Origin of the sequence: Microbacterium testaceum (assembly GCF_003075375.1) — a bacterium.
In the GTDB taxonomy this organism is placed as follows: Bacteria; Actinomycetota; Actinomycetes; order Actinomycetales; family Microbacteriaceae; genus Microbacterium; species Microbacterium testaceum_E.
Map to the genome: position 1 here is coordinate 21,017 of NZ_QDFT01000004.1, position 16,590 is coordinate 37,606.

14 protein-coding genes are annotated in these 16,590 nt (G+C 71.0%); all 14 read right to left on the bottom strand.

The features are described from left to right. Position 1 precedes the first annotated feature (1 nt). Positions 2–1,303, bottom strand: coding sequence for a histidinol dehydrogenase (hisD, locus tag DC432_RS02420; protein ID WP_116536535.1), 1,302 nt, complete (start codon positions 1,301–1,303; stop codon positions 2–4). 63 nt (positions 1,304–1,366) lie between these two features. Then, on the bottom strand, positions 1,367–2,833 hold the full coding sequence (locus DC432_RS16690) for a DUF4401 domain-containing protein (protein ID WP_243392988.1): 1,467 nt from the start codon (positions 2,831–2,833) through the stop codon (positions 1,367–1,369). Positions 2,834–2,941: 108 nt separating this feature from the next. After that, positions 2,942–6,406, bottom strand: coding sequence for a DNA polymerase III subunit alpha (gene dnaE / locus DC432_RS02430; RefSeq protein ID WP_243392997.1), 3,465 nt, complete (start codon positions 6,404–6,406; stop codon positions 2,942–2,944). 201 nt (positions 6,407–6,607) lie between these two features. Continuing rightward, a complete protein-coding gene (locus DC432_RS02435; protein WP_116536537.1) occupies positions 6,608–7,531 on the bottom strand; it encodes an RluA family pseudouridine synthase in 924 nt (307 codons plus the stop codon). A 1-nt stretch (position 7,532) separates the two neighbouring features. Then, positions 7,533–8,117 carry a signal peptidase II gene (gene lspA, locus DC432_RS02440; protein WP_116536538.1) on the bottom strand — a complete coding sequence of 195 codons (585 nt, stop codon included), beginning with the start codon at positions 8,115–8,117 and terminating at the stop codon, positions 7,533–7,535. Positions 8,118–8,121: 4 nt separating this feature from the next. After that, positions 8,122–8,742, bottom strand: coding sequence for a DivIVA domain-containing protein (locus tag DC432_RS02445; protein WP_116536539.1), 621 nt, complete (start codon positions 8,740–8,742; stop codon positions 8,122–8,124). Positions 8,743–8,863: 121 nt separating this feature from the next. After that, entirely contained in the window at positions 8,864–9,166 is a 303-nt protein-coding gene (locus tag DC432_RS02450) for a YggT family protein (RefSeq protein WP_108317884.1), read from the bottom strand. A 6-nt stretch (positions 9,167–9,172) separates the two neighbouring features. Beyond that, a complete protein-coding gene (locus tag DC432_RS02455; protein ID WP_108317885.1) occupies positions 9,173–9,643 on the bottom strand; it encodes a cell division protein SepF in 471 nt (156 codons plus the stop codon). 31 nt (positions 9,644–9,674) lie between these two features. Continuing rightward, entirely contained in the window at positions 9,675–10,361 is a 687-nt protein-coding gene (locus DC432_RS02460; protein ID WP_116536540.1) for a YggS family pyridoxal phosphate-dependent enzyme, read from the bottom strand. Between the two features lie 67 nt (positions 10,362–10,428). Continuing rightward, positions 10,429–11,628 (bottom strand): cell division protein FtsZ, encoded by a 1,200-nt coding sequence (gene ftsZ / locus DC432_RS02465; RefSeq protein ID WP_108317887.1) that lies wholly within the window; start codon positions 11,626–11,628, stop codon positions 10,429–10,431. Positions 11,629–11,779: 151 nt separating this feature from the next. Continuing rightward, positions 11,780–12,739 (bottom strand): FtsQ-type POTRA domain-containing protein, encoded by a 960-nt coding sequence (locus DC432_RS02470; RefSeq protein ID WP_116536541.1) that lies wholly within the window; start codon positions 12,737–12,739, stop codon positions 11,780–11,782. A 2-nt stretch (positions 12,740–12,741) separates the two neighbouring features. Beyond that, positions 12,742–14,148 carry a UDP-N-acetylmuramate--L-alanine ligase gene (murC, locus tag DC432_RS02475; protein ID WP_116536542.1) on the bottom strand — a complete coding sequence of 469 codons (1,407 nt, stop codon included), beginning with the start codon at positions 14,146–14,148 and terminating at the stop codon, positions 12,742–12,744. A gap of 76 nt (positions 14,149–14,224) precedes the next feature. Next, on the bottom strand, positions 14,225–15,298 hold the full coding sequence (locus DC432_RS02480) for a UDP-N-acetylglucosamine--N-acetylmuramyl-(pentapeptide) pyrophosphoryl-undecaprenol N-acetylglucosamine transferase (protein ID WP_116536543.1): 1,074 nt from the start codon (positions 15,296–15,298) through the stop codon (positions 14,225–14,227). A gap of 40 nt (positions 15,299–15,338) precedes the next feature. Beyond that, positions 15,339–16,586: a putative lipid II flippase FtsW gene (gene ftsW, locus DC432_RS02485; RefSeq protein WP_116536544.1), complete on the bottom strand. Its 1,248-nt coding sequence runs from the start codon at positions 16,584–16,586 to the stop codon at positions 15,339–15,341. Positions 16,587–16,590: the final 4 nt, after the last annotated feature.

Below are 16,590 nucleotides of genomic sequence, written 5' to 3' on the forward strand. Positions count from 1 at the left end.
CTCAGGCCTCGAAACGTGCGGTGACGGCCTCGCCGTGCGCCGGGAGCGCCTCGGCCTCGGCGAGGGTGACGATCGCGTCCTTCACCCGGTACAGCGCCTCACGGTCGTACTGCACGACCTGCTGCGGACGCAGGAAGGTCGCCGCGGACAGCCCCGCGCTGTACCGGGCCTGTCCCCCGGTCGGTAGGACGTGGTTGCTGCCGGCCAGGTAGTCGCCGAGACTCACCGGCGTGTAGGGGCCGACGAAGACCGCCCCCGCGTTGACGAAGTCCTCGGGACGCGGGTCGGCGAGGTGGAGCTCGAGGTGCTCGGGCGCGTAGGCGTTGCTGAACGCCGTCGCCTGGGCGAGGTCGTCGACGAGCACGACGGCCGACTGGGGACCGTGGAAGGCCGCCGTCACGCGTTCGCTGTGCCGCGTCGCCTCCACGCGCGCGGGCAGCGCCGCCTGGACGGCCTCGGCGAGGGCGGCGGAGTCGGTCACGAGCACGGCCGAGGCCTGCTCGTCGTGCTCGGCCTGGCTCACCAGGTCGACCGCGACGAGGTCGGGGGTCGCGGAGTCGTCGGCCACGATGAGGATCTCGGTCGCGCCCGCCTCGGAGTCGGTGCCGACGCGGCCCGCGACGGCGCGCTTGGCCGAGGCGACGAAGTTGTTGCCCGGACCCGTGACGACGTCGACCGGGTCGAGCTCGATCTCGGCGACACCGTGGGCGAAGGCGCCGATCGCGCCGGCACCGCCCATGGCGTAGACCTCGGTCACGCCGAGCAGACGCGCGGCGGCGAGGATGACGGGGTGAACGCGTCCGCCGAACGCCGCCTGCGGCGGAGACGCGAGGGCGACCTCGCGCACGCCCGCGACCTGGGCGGGGACGACGTTCATCACCACGCTGGAGGGGTACACGGCCTTGCCGCCCGGGACGTACAGACCCACCCGCCGCACCGGCTGCCACCGCTGCGTCACGCGGGCGCCGTCGGAGAGCTCGGTGACGGTCGGAGCGGGGACCTGAGCTGCGGATGCCGTGCGCACCCGGTCGATGGCCTCGTCCAGGGCCGCGCGGATGGCGGGATCCAGATCGCGCAGGGCCTCGTCGAGGTGCGCGGCGGGGACGCGGATGGCGTGGTCGCTCACGCGGTCGAAACGCGCCGCCTGCTCGCGCAGCGCCTCTTCGCCCCGGCGGGCGACGTCGTCGACGAGACGCGCCGCCGTCGCCAGCGCCTCGTCGCGAGCGGCATCCGCTCGGGGGACGACGGCGAGGAGCTCGGCCGGCGAGAGCACGCGGCCGCGGAGATCGATCGTGCGAAGCATTGCTCCAGGCTACCGGCCCCCTGCGAGCCGCCTCGCGCGATGCGGGCGGCTCGCAGGCGGTGCTCAGCCGCGGGTGACGCCCGAGACGTCGTGCAGGTAGCCGATGCGGCCGTCGTCGTGACGCACGACGAAGGTCTCGCCGCGGTCCTCGACGACGAGCGCCCACGCCGTGGGTCCGATGTGGAAGATCGGCGTGCCGTAGTCGTCGACGATCTCGCGCTGCTCGGGCGCCAGGGCCCAGAACGCCTGCGCGTGCGGGTGGTCGTCACGACCGTGGTCCGCCCGATCGTCCTGTTCGCGCGCGCTCTCGCGACGGTCGTGCTCCGACGTTCGCAGCGGCGCGAAGATGTCGGTGTCGTTGTCGTCCTCGTCGGTCGAGGCGCTCGACCGGTCGTGGTCGGACCGGTCTTCGTGGCGGGTGGGGAGAACGCTCGTGCGCGGTTCCGCGTCGTCGTGGGACAGGTCGGTCGAGCCGGTGTAGCTGCCCGGGACGGGGGCGTCATCGGCATGCGCCGTCGCGCCGTGGGCCGTGGCGTCGTGCGCCGTCGCGCCGTGGGCCGTGGCGTCGTGCGGCGTGGCGTGGTGGGCCGTGCCGTCGTGCGCCGGGGCGTCGTGCGCGGCGGCGGACGCCGCGGAGGTGCGCGGGGCGCGCGGGGTCCGGGGCCGCGCGACCACGGGGCCGATGGGCCGCGCGTTGCGGTGGGCGGGGACGTCCTCGCGATCGCGGAAGTCACGCGAGAAGGGCGGGATGAAGGGCGCGAACACGGTCAGGACGACACCGGCGAGAAGCACGACGGCCTCGACCCAGATGACCCACGAGCGCGTCCAGATACCGGTTTCGCTGAAGACGGCCACGGTGTCCCACACCCAGGCGATCCACACGAGAGCGGCGACGGTGAAGGCGACCGAGGCGAACTGGTCGATGCCGAGCGAGCCGACGCGGCGGATTCCCTGCGGCGAGAGGCGCCGCAGCACGATGAGGCCGACCGCGACGGTCGGCAGGGCCGCGGCGGGGATCCACCAGAGTCCCGACAGCCACACGTTGGCACCGCCGATCAGGACCCCGGAGGGCGAATCGAGGATGTTCGTGCGGAAGAACGAGACGAAGAAGGCGACGACCCACGCCCCGAGAAGGGCGACCTCGCGGATCGAGAACGGACCCACGCCGTAGTTGGGCCCGTCCGCGGCGCGCCGCGCGCCGTGCGCTGCGGTGCCGTCGTGATCCACGTCGTGGGTCGCCGAGGCTGCGTTGGCGTGCGCCGAAGCGGGCACGGAGGAGCCGGCGCGTCCGCGGGCTCCGGTCGGGGCCGAGGTCGCGGAGGAGCCGACACGGTCGGAGTCGTCGACGGCGCCGGTGTCGTGCACGTCGGCTTCGACGCCCTCGCGCTCGAGCGCGGAACGGTCGAAGGGGGAACGGTCGTGGGGGGAACGCACGGCGTTCGAGTCGTCACGTCGATCCTCGTCGCGCGCGAAACCGTCCGACACGGGCGCGTCGGACGCGGAGTCGTGGTGGGGGGTCTGATCGGTCACGGTGGTCCTTTCACCAGGGGCGCCGCAGCGCCCGGTCATCCTAACCAGCGGGTGTTCTGCATCCGCTGGGGTTGTGACGATGACGTACGGGGGGAAACGGGGCGGGCGTCAGCCGAGGCAGTTCGGGCCGAGCAGACCCTTGAGCTCTCCGAACAGGTCCGCGGTCACGCGGACCGGCATCGGCACCTCGAAGACCTTCGCAGAGCCCCCCTTGTGGAGCTTCAGCACCACCTCGGTCGACCCCGCGTGACGGCGCAGCATGTGCGCGAGTTCGCCGACCAGCGCCTCGTTCGCGCGCTGCTCGGGCACGACGAGCGTGAGACCGCCGGTCTCGTCGAGACCCTCGAGATCCGGGGCGAACGCGCTCTGCGCGTGCAGGTTGAGGCCGTCGTCGCGCCGCGACACCCGGCCGCGGACGACGAGGATCGAGTCGGCCTGCAGGACGGGAGCGAACTCGGCGTAGGTCTTGCCCATGAACATCACGGTCACCTCGCCGTTGAAGTCCTCGACGGTGACCATGCCGTACGGGTTGCCGCTCTGCTTCGCGACGCGGTGCTGCACGCTGGTGAGAAGACCCGCGACCGTGACCTGGTCGCCGTCCTGCACGTCCTCGGACGCGAGCAGGTCGTGGATCGACGTCGACGCGTGCTTGGCCAACGGGACCTCGAGACCCGCGAGCGGATGATCGGACACGTACAGGCCGAGCATCTCGCGCTCGAAGGCGAGCTTGTCCTTCTTGGTCCACTCGGGCCGCTCCGGCACCTTGACGACCTGTTGCGGTTCGTCCCACAGCGAGTCGAAGTCGAAGCCGACCTCGCCGTTGGCCTCGCGCCGCTTGTCGAGCACCGCTCCCTCGCAGGCGTCCTCGTGCACCTCGACGAGAGCGCGGCGCGTCGAGCCGAGCGAATCAAAGGCCCCCGCCTTGATGAGCGATTCGACGGTGCGCTTGTTGGCCACGTGCATCGGCACCTTGGACAGGAAGTCGTGGAACGAGGTGTACTTCGCCTCGTGCCGGGCCGCGACGATGCCGTCGACCACGTTGGTGCCGACGTTGCGGACCGCGCCGAGGCCGAAGCGGATGTCTTCGCCGACGGCGGCGAAGAAGCGGATCGACTCGTTCACGTCGGGCGGGAGCACCTTGATGCCCATGCGGCGGCACTCGTTGAGGTACACCGCCATCTTGTCCTTCGAGTCGCCGACGCTGGTGAGCAGCGCGGCCATGTACTCGGCGGGATAGTGCGCCTTGAGGTACGCGGTCCAGTACGACACCAGGCCGTAGGCGGCCGTGTGCGCCTTGTTGAAGGCGTAGTCGGCGAACGACTCGAGCACCTTCCACAGCGTCTGCTGCGCGACGTCACCGAACCCGCGCTCGGTCATACCGCCGAAGAAGATCTCTTTCTGCTTGTCGAGCTCGCTCTTCTTCTTCTTGCCCATCGCGCGGCGCAGCAGGTCGGCCTGACCGAGCGTGTACCCGGCCACCCGCTGGGCCACGGCCATCACCTGCTCCTGATAGACGATCAGGCCGTAGGTCGTGTCGAGGATGTCTGCCAGGGGCTCCTCGAGCTCGGGGTGGATCGGCTCGATCTCCTGCTGCTTGTTCTTGCGCAGCGCGTAATTGATGTGCGAGTTCACGCCCATCGGGCCAGGCCGGTACAGCGCCAGGACGGCCGAGATGTCCTCGAAGTTGTCGGGACGCATCAGGCGCAGCAGTGATCGCATCGGGCCGCCGTCGAGCTGGAACACACCGAGCGTGTCGCCGCGGGCGAGGAGCTCGTACGACGCCGCGTCGTCGAGGGCGAGATCCTCGAGCACGAGAGGATGACCGCGGTTGGCCTCGATGTTGTCGAGGGCGTCGTTGATGATGGTGAGGTTGCGCAGCCCCAGGAAGTCCATCTTGATGAGGCCGAGCGACTCGCACGCCGGGTAGTCGAACTGCGTGACGATCTGGCCGTCCTGCTCGCGGCGCATGATCGGGATGATGTCGATCAGCGGCTCGCTCGACATGATCACGCCGGCCGCGTGCACGCCCCACTGACGCTTGAGGTTCTCGAGCCCCAGCGCGGTGTCGAACACCGTCTTGGCCTCGGGGTCGGTCTCGATGAGCGTGCGGAACTCGCTCGCCTCTTTGTAGCGGGGGTGCTCGGGGTTGAACATGCCGTCCAGCGGCATGTCTTTACCCATGACGGCGGGCGGCATGGCCTTGGTGAGCTTGTCACCCATGCTGAAGGGGAAACCGAGCACGCGCCCGGCGTCCTTGAGGGCCTGCTTGGCCTTGATGGTGCCGTACGTGACGATCTGCGCGACGCGCTCGTCGCCGTACTTCTCGGTGACGTACTGGATGACCTCGCCGCGACGGCGGTCGTCGAAGTCGACGTCGAAGTCGGGCATCGAGACGCGGTCGGGGTTGAGGAAGCGCTCGAAGATCAGACCGTGCTGCAGGGGGTCGAGATCGGTGATCTTCATGGCGTAGGCGACCATCGATCCCGCGCCCGAGCCGCGGCCGGGACCGACCCGGATGCCGTTGCGCTTAGCCCAGTTGATGAAGTCGGCGACGACGAGGAAGTAACCGGGGAACCCCATCTGCAGGATGACGTCGGTCTCGTACTCGGCCTGCTTGCGCACGGCATCCGGGATGCCGTCGGGATAGCGATCCTGCAGGCCGTTCTCGACCTCTTTGATCATCCAGCTGCCCTCGGTCTCGCCCGCGGGCACGGGGAAGCGGGGCATGTAGTTGGCCGAGGTGTCGAACTCGACCTCGCACCGCTCGGCGATGAGCAGCGTGTTGTCGCACGCCTCGGGGTTGTCGCGGAACACCTGACGCATCTCGGCGGGCGATTTGACGTAGTACCCGTCGCCGTCGAACTTGAAGCGCTTGGGGTCGTCGAGGGTCGAACCCGACTGCACGCACAGCAGCGCCGCGTGGCTCGTGGCGTCGTGCTGGTGCGTGTAGTGCAGGTCGTTGGTGCCGACCAGGGGGATGCCGAGGTCTTTCGAGATCCGGAGCAGATCGGTCATGACGCGACGCTCGATCGACAGGCCGTGGTCCATGATCTCGGCGAAGTAGTTGTCTTTGCCGAAGATGTCCTGGAACTCGGCCGCCGCCGCCCGCGCCGCGTCGTACTGCCCGAGACGCAGGCGGGTCTGCACCTCGCCGGACGGGCAGCCCGTCGTGGCGATGAGTCCCTTGCCGTACGTCTGCAGCAGCTCGCGGTCCATGCGGGGCTTGAAGTAGTAGCCCTCCATGCTCGCCTTGGACGACAACCGGAACAGGTTGTGCATGCCCTCGGTGGTCTCGGACAGCAGCGTCATATGCGTGTACGCGCCCGAACCGGAGACGTCGTCGCTCTGCTGCTCGGGCGTGCCCCACCGCACGCGCGCCTTGTCGGAGCGGTGGGTGCCGGGGGTGACGTACGCCTCAATGCCGATGATCGGCTTGATCCCCGCGTCCTTGGCGGTCTTGTAGAACTCGTAGGCCGCGAAGGTGTTGCCGTGGTCGGTCACCGCGATCGCGGGCATTCCCTGTTTGACGGCCTCTTGGACCATCGGACCGATGCGCGCGGCGCCGTCGAGCATCGAGTACTCGCTGTGCACGTGAAGGTGAACGAAGGAGTCTGCTGCCACGCGACGAGTCTACGTTCGCCCTCCGACATCGACCCCTGAAGTTCGGGGCCGACCCCCAGCCGCGGCCGTCGCCCCGGGCGCGTCGCCGCGGCGCGTCGGCCGGGGTCGTCCGCCCGCCGCGCCGGCGGGCGCAGGCGAGCGGCGTGCGCCCGCTCAGGCGCCGTCGGAGAGGATCTCGAGCGCGCGCGCCAGATCGGCGGGATACGGCGAGGCGAACTCGACCCACTCCCCCGATCCCGGGTGCGCGAACGCCAGACGGTGGGCGTGCAGCCATTGGCGCGTCAGCCCCAGTCGGGCCGACAGCGTCGGGTCGGCGCCGTATAGGGGGTCGCCCGCGCACGGGTGACGGTGCGCGGCCATGTGCACGCGGATCTGGTGCGTGCGACCGGTCTCGAGGTGGATCTCGAGCAGCGAGGCGCGAGGGAACGCCTCGAGCGTTTCGTAGTGGGTGACGGAGTCCTTGCCGTCCGGGGTGACCGCGAACTTCCAGGAGTGGTGGGGATGCCGCCCAATCGGCGCGTCGATCGTACCGGCGAGCGGATCCGGATGCCCCTGGACGACGGCGTGGTAGATCTTGTCGACCTCGCGGTCCTTGAACGCGCTCTTGAGCAGGGTGTACGCGCGCTCGGTCTTGGCGACGACCATGAGACCGCTCGTCCCCGCGTCCAGGCGATGGACCACGCCACGGCGCTCAGCCGGGCCGCTGGTCGCGATGCGGAAGCCCGCGGCCGCGAGGGCGCCCAGAACCGTCGGCCCCTCCCACCCGACGGAGGGGTGGGCGGCGACGCCGGCGGGCTTGTCGACCACGACGATGTCGTCGTCGTCGTGGACGATCCCGAGGTCGGGCACCGCGACCGGGACGATCTCGGGGTCGCGCTTGGGCTCCCACTCGACGCTGATCCACGAACCCGCGCGCAGGCGGTCGCTGCGACCGGCGGTGCGTCCGTCGACGCTCACTCCCCCGGCATCCGCGACCTCGGCCGCGAACGTCCGGGAGAAGCCGAGCATCTTGGCCAGGGCCTGGTCGATACGCGTCCCATCGAGCCCGTCGGGGACGGGGAGGCTCCGCGACTCCATGTCAGCGGGCGCCCGGCTCGGCCCCGGAGGGGGCGTCGTCGGCCGCGGCGGACTCGGTCGAGCGCGAGGCCTTGGTCTCTCGGGTGCCGTCCAACCGGAGTCCGAACAGCACCAGGATCGCCACCGAGATTATCATCGACACGATGAACACGTCGGCGACGTTGTAGATCGCGGGCATCATCCACGGTGTCGAGATGAAGTCGACGACGTGACCCACCGGGAAACCGGGCTCGCGCAGGAGCCGGTCGGTGAGGTTTCCGAGCACGCCGCCCAGCAGCAGGCCCAGCACGACGGCCCACAGGCGGGAGTGCACGCGCCGCGCGGCGAGGTAGACGATGATCCCGGCCACGATCGCCAACGCGATCGTGAAGATCCACGTCACGCCCTCGCCGAGGGAGAACGCCGCGCCGGGGTTGCGCACGAGGTAGAACTGCAGCGCTTCACCGATCACCGGGACGACGCGCTCCGGGGGGAGGCTGTCGATGGCGACGGTCTTCGCCAACTGGTCGGCGGCCAGCACCACCACCGCGAGGATCGCGATGACGATGCCGGCCGCCGCCGAACGCAGAGGAGGTCGACTGCGCAAAGAGTTACAGACCGATCGCCGACACCGGGGTCGAGCCCGACGACGTCGCGGTGGTGTCGAGGTCGCGCAGCTGGCCCTCGATGTACGAACGCAGCTGCGAGCGGTAGTCGCGCTCGAAGGTGCGGAGCTCGGTGATGCGGCCCTCGAGCGTCACGCGCTCCTTCTCGAGGCGGGCGCGCTCCTCGCGACCCTTCTGCTCGGCCTCGGCGACGATGGACGCCGCCTGCGCCTGCGCCTCGCCGATGAGCTGGTCGCGCTGGGCCTTGCCCTCGGCGACGTGCTCGTCGTGCAGACGCTGAGCGAGCTCGATGATGCCGGCGCTCTGCGCGGCGGGCTCGACGTCGGCCTTGGGGGCCTCGGCGACCGGCGCGGGAGCGGGGGTCTCGTCCACGGGCTCCTCGGCCTTGGGGGCCTCGGCGACGGGGGCCTCGGTCGCGGCCGGAGCGGCCTCGCCGGACTCGTACGCGGCGAGCTTGGTCTTCAGCTCCTCGTTCTCGGCGATGGTCTTGCGCCACTCGACGACGATCTCGTCGAGGAAGTCGTCGACCTCGTCGGGGTCGAAGCCCTCCTTGAAGCGCACGTGCTGGAACTGCTTGGTGACGACGTCATCGGGGGTCAGTGCCATGGTGTTTCCTCTTTCGAGAGCTCTGATTTCGGAACTGTGGGGGGTGTCGCACCGGGGCGTACCGCTTCGGAACAGCATAGCCGCCGCCCTCGACCGGTGTCGAAGGGCGGCGGCGAAAGCGTCAGGCGGACGCGAGGGACCGCGTGACGCTCAACAGCATGAAGCAGACGAACATCACGATCGCGAAACCGAAGTCGATCGCGATGCCCCCGATGCGCAGGGGAGGGATGATGCGGCGGATCAGCTTGATGGGCGGATCCGTCACGGTGTAGACGATCTCGGCGAGCACCAGGGTCGCACCCCGGGGACGCCACTCGCGATTGAACATCGGGATGTACTCGAGCACGAGGCGCGCGAGCAGCAGCACGATGTAGATGAAGAGGATCGCGCTGAGGACGGAGCCGATCAGGCTCAGGACGGCCACGATCGATTACTGGGACGCGAAGGGCGCAGCCTCGGGGTCGGCCTGCGCGATCGCACCGTCGCCGGACACGGCGATGTTCTCGGGCGACAGCAGGAAGACCTTGCTCGTCACCCGCTCGATGCGGCCGTACAGCCCGAGCGAGAGACCGCTCGCGAAGTCGATCAGGCGACGCGCGTCGGCGTCGCTCATCTGCGACAGGTTGATGATGACCGGGATGCCCTCGCGGAAGTTCTCGGCGATCGTCTGGGCGTCGCGGTACTGCTTGGGGTGCACCGTGAGGATCTCGCTCACGGGTCCGGCCGAGGGCTGGCGCACCACGGCGGGACGGTGCAGCGGGGTGACCGGCGCGGCCTTCTCCACGGGAGCGGCCGGTGCGGCCTGCTTGCGCGCGATGGGCTGCGGCGCCGTCTCCTCGTAGGTCTCTTCCTCGTCGGCGAGGCCCAGGTACACCATGGTCTTCTTCAGGGGGTTCGACATCGCATCCTCCGTTCGCTCGTCTGGTCCGAGGCTAGTCGCGCGGGGGCCTCGGGCCCGTGATTGCGGAGCCGATCCGCAGGTGTGTCGCGCCCATCGCGATCGCCTCGGGGAAATCTCCGGTCATGCCCGCCGAGATCCAGTCGGCGTCGGGCACGACGACCCGGACGGCGTCGGCGCATCGACGCAGTCGTTCGAACGCGCGACCGGGCTGCTCGTCGAGAGGGGCGACCGCCATCACACCGCGCAGGCGCAGGCTGTCGAGGGCCGCCACGTGCGTCGCGAGCGCGCCGACCTCTTCGGGGGCCACTCCCCCGCGGCCGGGGTCGTCGGTGAGATTCACCTGCACCAGGACGTCGAGGACGTCGTCGCCGGGTGCGGCGTTGTGCAGGGCGTCGGCGATGCGCGCGCGGTCGACGGAGTGCACGGCATCCGCCCCCGCCCGCACCAGGCGCGCCTTGTTGGTCTGCGCCTGACCAATGAAGTGCCAGGTCAGATCCGGGATGCCGACGAGCTCGGCGCGCTTGGCGGTGAGCTCCTGCTGACGGTTCTCGCCGACGTGGCGGACGCCGAGGGCGTAGAGGTCCTGCACGAGCGCGGCGGGGTGGAACTTGGTCACGACGATGCGGGTGATCCCGGAGACGTCGCGATCGGCGGCGCGGGCGGCATCCCGGATGCGATCGTCGACGGCGGCGAGCCGGTCGGCCAGGGCGGTGTCCATGCTGCTCCTTCGACGACGAGAGCGGGCCCGGTGAAGACCGGACCCGCTTTCGTCGGAGAGTTCGTGCTTACTTCAGGAAGTCGGGCACGTCGAGGTCGTCGTCGGCGTAGCCGTTGTCGTACGAGGTCTCGGGAACGCGCGCGGTGACCGGCGCGGGCTCGGGACGACGCTCAGGGGCGCGCTCGACGGGGCGTTCGGTCGCCGCCTTCTGCTCCTCGGCCGCGTCGAGGTCGCGGGCGACGTCGTCGGCGGGGATGACGGGCACCACGGGGATGCTGGCCGGCCGCTGCGCGCTGACCGGGTCGATGCGCAGCGACGGCTCGCCGCCGTCGAACCCGGCCGCGATGACGGTGACGCGCACCTCGTCGCCGAGGGTGTCGTCGATGACGGTTCCGAAGATGATGTTCGCCTCGGGGTGGGCGGCCTCTTTGACCAGCTGCGCAGCGTCGTTGATCTCGAAGATGCCGAGGTTGGACCCGCCCTGGATCGACAGGAGCACGCCGTGCGCGCCCTCGATCGAGGCCTCGAGCAGGGGCGACTCGACGGCGAGTTCGGCCGCCTTGATCGCGCGGTCGGCCCCGCGCGAGGATCCGATGCCCATGAGCGCGGAGCCTGCGCCCTGCATCACCGACTTCACGTCGGCGAAGTCGAGGTTGATCAGACCGGGCGTGGTGATCAGGTCGGTGATGCCCTGGACACCGGCGAGCAGCACCTGGTCGGCGGTGGCGAAGGCCTCGATCATCGAGATGCCGCGGTCGCTGATCTCGAGCAGGCGGTCGTTGGGGACGACGATGAGGGTGTCGACCTCTTCTTTCAGGCGCTGCACCCCGCCCTCGGCCTGGCTCTGGCGGCGACGACCCTCGAACGAGAAGGGCTTGGTGACGACACCGATGGTCAGCGCGCCGATCGACTTGGCGATCTTGGCGACCACGGGCGCACCGCCGGTGCCGGTCCCGCCGCCCTCGCCCGCGGTGACGAAGACCATGTCGGCGCCGCGCAGGGCCTCTTCGATCTCTTCGGCGTGGTCCTCGGCGGCACGGCGGCCGACCTCGGGGTCCGCTCCGGCGCCCAGGCCGCGCGTGAGCTCGCGACCCACGTCGAGCTTGACGTCGGCGTCGCTCATGAGCAGCGCCTGTGCGTCGGTGTTGATCGCGATGAACTCCACGCCGCGCAGGCCGAGCTCGATCATGCGGTTGACGGCGTTGACGCCGCCCCCGCCCACACCGACGACCTTGATCACGGCGAGGTAGTTCTGGTTGTGGCTCATGCCGGCCTCCGTTTGTCCCCGAACCCGAAACTCTAAACCTCATGTTGAGGGTTAAAGAATTGCCCGGTATGCAATTCCTTAGCTCGAAGGTAGGCGGCGTCCGGGGCCCCGCGGGACCGACACGCGGCGTGTTCCGTTTTCGCCTCGAAGATCAGCGGACGACGCCCGCCTCGGGCGAGGTCACGTCGTACTCCTTGGCCCGGTCCGGCGGGCTCTTCGCCATCAGACGGTCGAGGACGACCGCCTTCTCGGCCGAACGCTCGGCGCTGCCCCACACGACGCGCGAACCCGACGCGCCGAGCGTCAGGGTGACGTCATCGGGCGTCGACGCCGAGACGGCGGTGACCTGCGCGCGGATCGCGTCGGGCAGCGCCCGCACGACCCGCCCCGCGGCGTGGAACGCCGCCGAATCCGTACCACCGGCGATGTCGAGCACCGGCTGCCCCGCCGGGGCGTCGGGAGTCGTCGACAGGGCGACGCCGGCGGCATCCACCACCGTGAAGCCCGCCGGGGTCTGCATCGCCCCGATCGGCGTGCGCTCCACGATCCGCACGACGAGGTCGTGCGGCGGGCGGGCCTCGAGCGTGTACGACTCGACCAGGGGGAAGCGCACCAGCGCGGCCTTCACGGCGCTGTCGTCGACCATCGCGAGGGGGGTGCCCCTCTGCGCGTCCAGCGCGGCCGTCACCGCCGCGACGTCGAGCTGCGAGGTGCCCACGACGTCGATGCGCTCCACGGCGAACAGCGGGCTGTACGCCGCTCCCGCCGTCCCCAGCACCGTCACGAGGAACGCCACTCCCACGCCGATCCACACGCGCCGACGACGGCGCTGCCGCACCGTGAAGCGCTTGACCTCGGCCGACAGCGCGCGGCGCCGCGCACGCGAGGCGCGCCACACGTCGCGCAGACGCGTGGTCTCGCCGTCGCCGCCGGACGCCACGTCATCCGCCCGCCCGCCGTCGGTTTGCGCGTCGTCCGGCCGCACGAAGGGCGTCACCGGGGCGGTGTCGTCCACGGCATCCGGATGCCGCGGCACGCGCGCCGCGGGACGCTCGGCCTTCGACGCACGGGCGGACGCCGGCGGCTGCGGCAGGGGCGAGGGCCGGCGCACGCTCAGACCGCCGGCGCCTCGGTGCGGGAGAGCGCCTCGAGCACCTGCGGGATGATCTGGTAGACGTTGCCGCAGCCGAGGGTGATGACGTAGTCGCCGGGACGCGCGACGCGCGCGGTGTACTCCGCGGCCTGCTGCCAGTCGGGCACGTACTGCACGTGCGCCGGGTCGGCGAACGCGCCGCTCACCAGCTCGCCGGTCACCCCGGGCACCGGGTCCTCGCGGGCACCGTAGACGTCGAGCATGACCGTGTGATCGGCGTGCGTCTCGAGCACCTCGGCGAATTCGCGGTACATCTCCTGCGTCCGCGAGTACGTGTGCGGCTGCTGGATCGCGATGATGCGCCCCTCGCCCACGACCGTACGCGCGGCGGACAGCGCCGCGGCGACCTCGGTGGGATGGTGGGCGTAGTCGTCGTACACGCTGACACCGTGCTGCACGCCGTGCAGCTCGAAGCGGCGCACGGTCCCCCCGAAGCCCTCGACGGCGCGGGCCGCGTCGGCGAGGGGGTGACCGAGGACGCGGAGCACGGCCACCGCTCCGGCGGCGTTGACGGCGTTGTGGGCGCCGGGCACGCGCAGGCGCACCTCGACGCTCTCGCCGTCGGCGGTGAGCGTGAAGGCGACGGGGCCCTCTGTGCGGATGCCGCTGAGCCGCACGTCCGCGGAGGGGTCCTCGCCGAAGGTCACCACGGTGGCGTGCGTGATGCGCTCGCGCACGGCGCGCGCTCCCGCGTCGTCGGCCGAGATGACCACGGCCTCGCTCGCGGCATCCGCGAATCGAGCGAACGCGGCGTCGAACGCGTCGCGCGAGCCGTAGTGGTCGAGGTGGTCGGGGTCGACGTTGGTGATCAGCGCGACCGAGGTGTCGTACAGCTCGAACGTGCCGTCGGACTCGTCGGCCTCGATCACGACGAGGTCGTCCGAGCCCGTGCCGCTCGACGCCCCGAGGTCCGCGATGACGCCGCCGTTGACGAAGGTCGGATCGACGTCGAGGGCGCGCAGAGCCGTCACGATCATGCCGGTCGAGGTGGTCTTGCCGTGCGCCCCCGCGACCGACACCAGGCGGCGACCGCCGATGAGCCAGTGCAGGGCCTGCGAACGGTGGATGACGTGCAGGCCGCGTTGCTTCGCGGTCACGAACTCGGGGTTCTCGGGCCAGATCGCCCCGGTGTGCACGACCGTGTCGGCATCGCCCAGGTGCGCGGCGTCGTGACCGACGTGGACCGTCGCCCCGCGGGCGGCGAGGTCGCGCAGCGCCGCGCTGTCGGCGCGGTCGGAGCCGGAGACCCGGATGCCGCGGTCGAGGAACATGCGGGCCAGGCCCGACATGCCGGAGCCCCCCACGCCGATGAAGTGCGCGGAGGTGATGGTCTCGGGGATGGGGAGGCTCAGGTCGGGTCTGATCATGGCGTCTGCGAGTTTACGTCGCCGATCCTGCGCGCGAGCCCCGGCGCGCGGGGCGGGCGGGCGCCGTGCGGCGACGTCAGCGGGCGAGGGCCTCGTCGATCATCGCGATCACGTTCTCGGTACCGGTGCGGATGCCGGTGCGCGCCGCCGCGGTCCGCATGGCCTCGCGGCGCGCGCCGTCGGCGAGCAACGGCACGATCTCGGCGCGCACGCGCTCGGGCGTGAACTCCCCGTCGGGGATGAGGATCGCCGCCCCCGCCCGCACCGCGGCGGCGGCGTTGAGGCTCTGCTCGCCGTTGCCGACGGCGTAGGGCACGTAGACGGCCGGGATGCCGAGCGCGTTGATCTCGCTGACCGTCGCGGCGCCCGATCGCGAGACCACGAGGTCGGCGAGGGCGAAGGCCAGGTCCATGCGGTCGACGTACCGCACGACGGCGTACCCCTGCGCGCCCGGGTCGGGAAGGTCGGAGTTCTGACCGGTCACGTGCAGCAGCTGCCAGCCGGCGTCGAGCACGTCGCGCCACGCGCCGCCGAACGCCGTGTTCAGGCGCAGCGCGCCCAGAGACCCCCCGAACACCAGCAGCGTCGGCCGCCCGGCGTCGAGGCCGAAGTGCGCGGCCGCCTCGGCGCGGGTGGCCGCGACGTCGAGCTCGACGATCTCGCGGCGCAACGGCATCCCCACCTCTCTCGCACCGCGCAGCGGCGTGCCCGCGAACGCCGTGCCAACCCCGGCCGCCGCCCGGGCGCCCAGCACGTTCGCCAGGCCCGGCTTGGCGTTGGCCTCGTGCACGACGAAGGGGACGCGCTCGCGCCGCGCCGCCACGTACGCCGGTGCCGCGGCGTAGCCTCCGAAACCGACGACGACGTCGACGCCCCGCTCGCGGATGAGCCGCCGCACGTGCGCCACCGCGGCCAGGAACTGCCGGGGGAAGACCGCCGCCGCGCGGTTCGGACGCCGCGGGAACGGCACCTTCGCCACGATCAGCAGCTCGTAGCCGCGCAGGGGCACGAGCCGCGCCTCCAGGCCCTCGCGCGTACCGAGCACGAGCACGTCGGCCGCGGCGTCGCGCGCCCGCAGGCCGTCCGCGACGGCGAGGAGGGGGTTCACGTGGCCGGCGGTGCCGCCGCCGGCGAGCAGGTAAGTCGTCACCGTACGACCCTAACCAGGCCGGGTGGCGGTTCCCGCCCGATCAGCCGCGGGTCCGCCGCGCCGCAGCCCGACGCGCGGGACGCGCGGGGGCCGCCACCGCCGCGCGGCGATCGGGCAGGGTCCGCGCGCACGACAGCAGCACGCCGCAGCCGATCAGCACCGACAGCAGCGAGGTGCCGCCCTGCGACATGAACGGCAGCGGCACGCCCAGCACCGGGAACACGCGCAGCACCACGGCGACGTTGATCATGGCCTGACCGACGATCCAGATGGTGATGCCGCCCGCGACGATGCGCACGAAGGGGTCGTCGGTGCGGCGGATGATGTGGAACGCCCCGACCGCGAACAGCGCGAACAGCGCCAGCACGACGACGCAGCCGATCAGGCCGAGCTCCTCGCCGACGATCGCGAAGATGTAGTCGTTCGCGGCGGCCGGCAGCCAGTCGTACTTCTCGGCGGAGTTGCCGAGTCCCACACCGAACACTCCCCCGGCGGCGAGGCCCCAGATGCCGTGCAGCGGCTGATAGCAGTCGCCGAGGTAGTTGGCGAGGCAGTCCTGGTCGAGGAAGCTCATGATGCGGCGCATGCGGTCCGGGCTCGTCAGCGCGAAGAGCGCGATCGCGCCGAGCGCGCCGATCGCCGGCAGCAGGAAGATGCGCAGGCGCACGCCCGAGAAGAACAGCGCCCCCAGCAGCACGAGGACGAGGACCATCGTCGTGCCGAGGTCCTTACCGCCCATGACCGTGGCGATCACCAGCGCCGCCACCGGCACGATGGGGATGAAGACGTGACGCCAGTCGCCCAGCAGTGTCTGCTTGCGGAACAGCACGTACCCGAGCCACAGCGCGAGGGCGAGTTTGAGGAACTCGGCGGGCTGCGCCTGGATGCCGGCCAGGTTGATCCAGTTGCGGTTGCCGTTGGCCGAGATGCCCAGCGGGGTGAACACCAGCAGCTGGAACATCGTGGCGGCGATCAGCGCGGGCCACGCCATGCGCTTCCAGAAGCGCAGCGGCGCGCGGCTCAGGACGAACATGAGCGGGATGCCGACCACCGCGAACACGCCCTGCTTGAGCACGTGATCGAAGGGGTTCTGCGCCCCGTCCAGCGCCGAGGTCGCCGAGAGCACCATCACGAGCCCGAAGAGCGTCAGCAGCAGGGCGGCCGAGGTGATGAGCAGGAACTCACTGGGGACGGGACGGAAGGCCCGGCCGAGCGAGACCCGGGCGGTGAGTCCGGGGCGGGCGGGCTCTTCGGAGCTCTGCCGGGGAGGAGGCGCCGTCGTGGTCACGCGT

Bases quoted from the DNA above. Each gene is read 5' to 3' on its own strand.
- dnaE (WP_243392997.1), bottom strand. From the start codon at position 6,406: ATGCTCGACGGCGCCGCGCGCATCGGTCCGATGGTCCAAGAGGCCGTC.
- ftsZ (WP_108317887.1), bottom strand. From the start codon at position 11,628: ATGAGCCACAACCAGAACTACCTCGCCGTGATCAAGGTCGTCGGTGTG.
- hisD (WP_116536535.1), bottom strand. From the start codon at position 1,303: ATGCTTCGCACGATCGATCTCCGCGGCCGCGTGCTCTCGCCGGCCGAG.
- DC432_RS02455 (WP_108317885.1), bottom strand. From the start codon at position 9,643: ATGTCGAACCCCCTGAAGAAGACCATGGTGTACCTGGGCCTCGCCGAC.
- DC432_RS02460 (WP_116536540.1), bottom strand. From the start codon at position 10,361: ATGGACACCGCCCTGGCCGACCGGCTCGCCGCCGTCGACGATCGCATC.
- murC (WP_116536542.1), bottom strand. From the start codon at position 14,148: ATGATCAGACCCGACCTGAGCCTCCCCATCCCCGAGACCATCACCTCC.
- DC432_RS02445 (WP_116536539.1), bottom strand. From the start codon at position 8,742: ATGGCACTGACCCCCGATGACGTCGTCACCAAGCAGTTCCAGCACGTG.
- DC432_RS02435 (WP_116536537.1), bottom strand. From the start codon at position 7,531: ATGGAGTCGCGGAGCCTCCCCGTCCCCGACGGGCTCGATGGGACGCGT.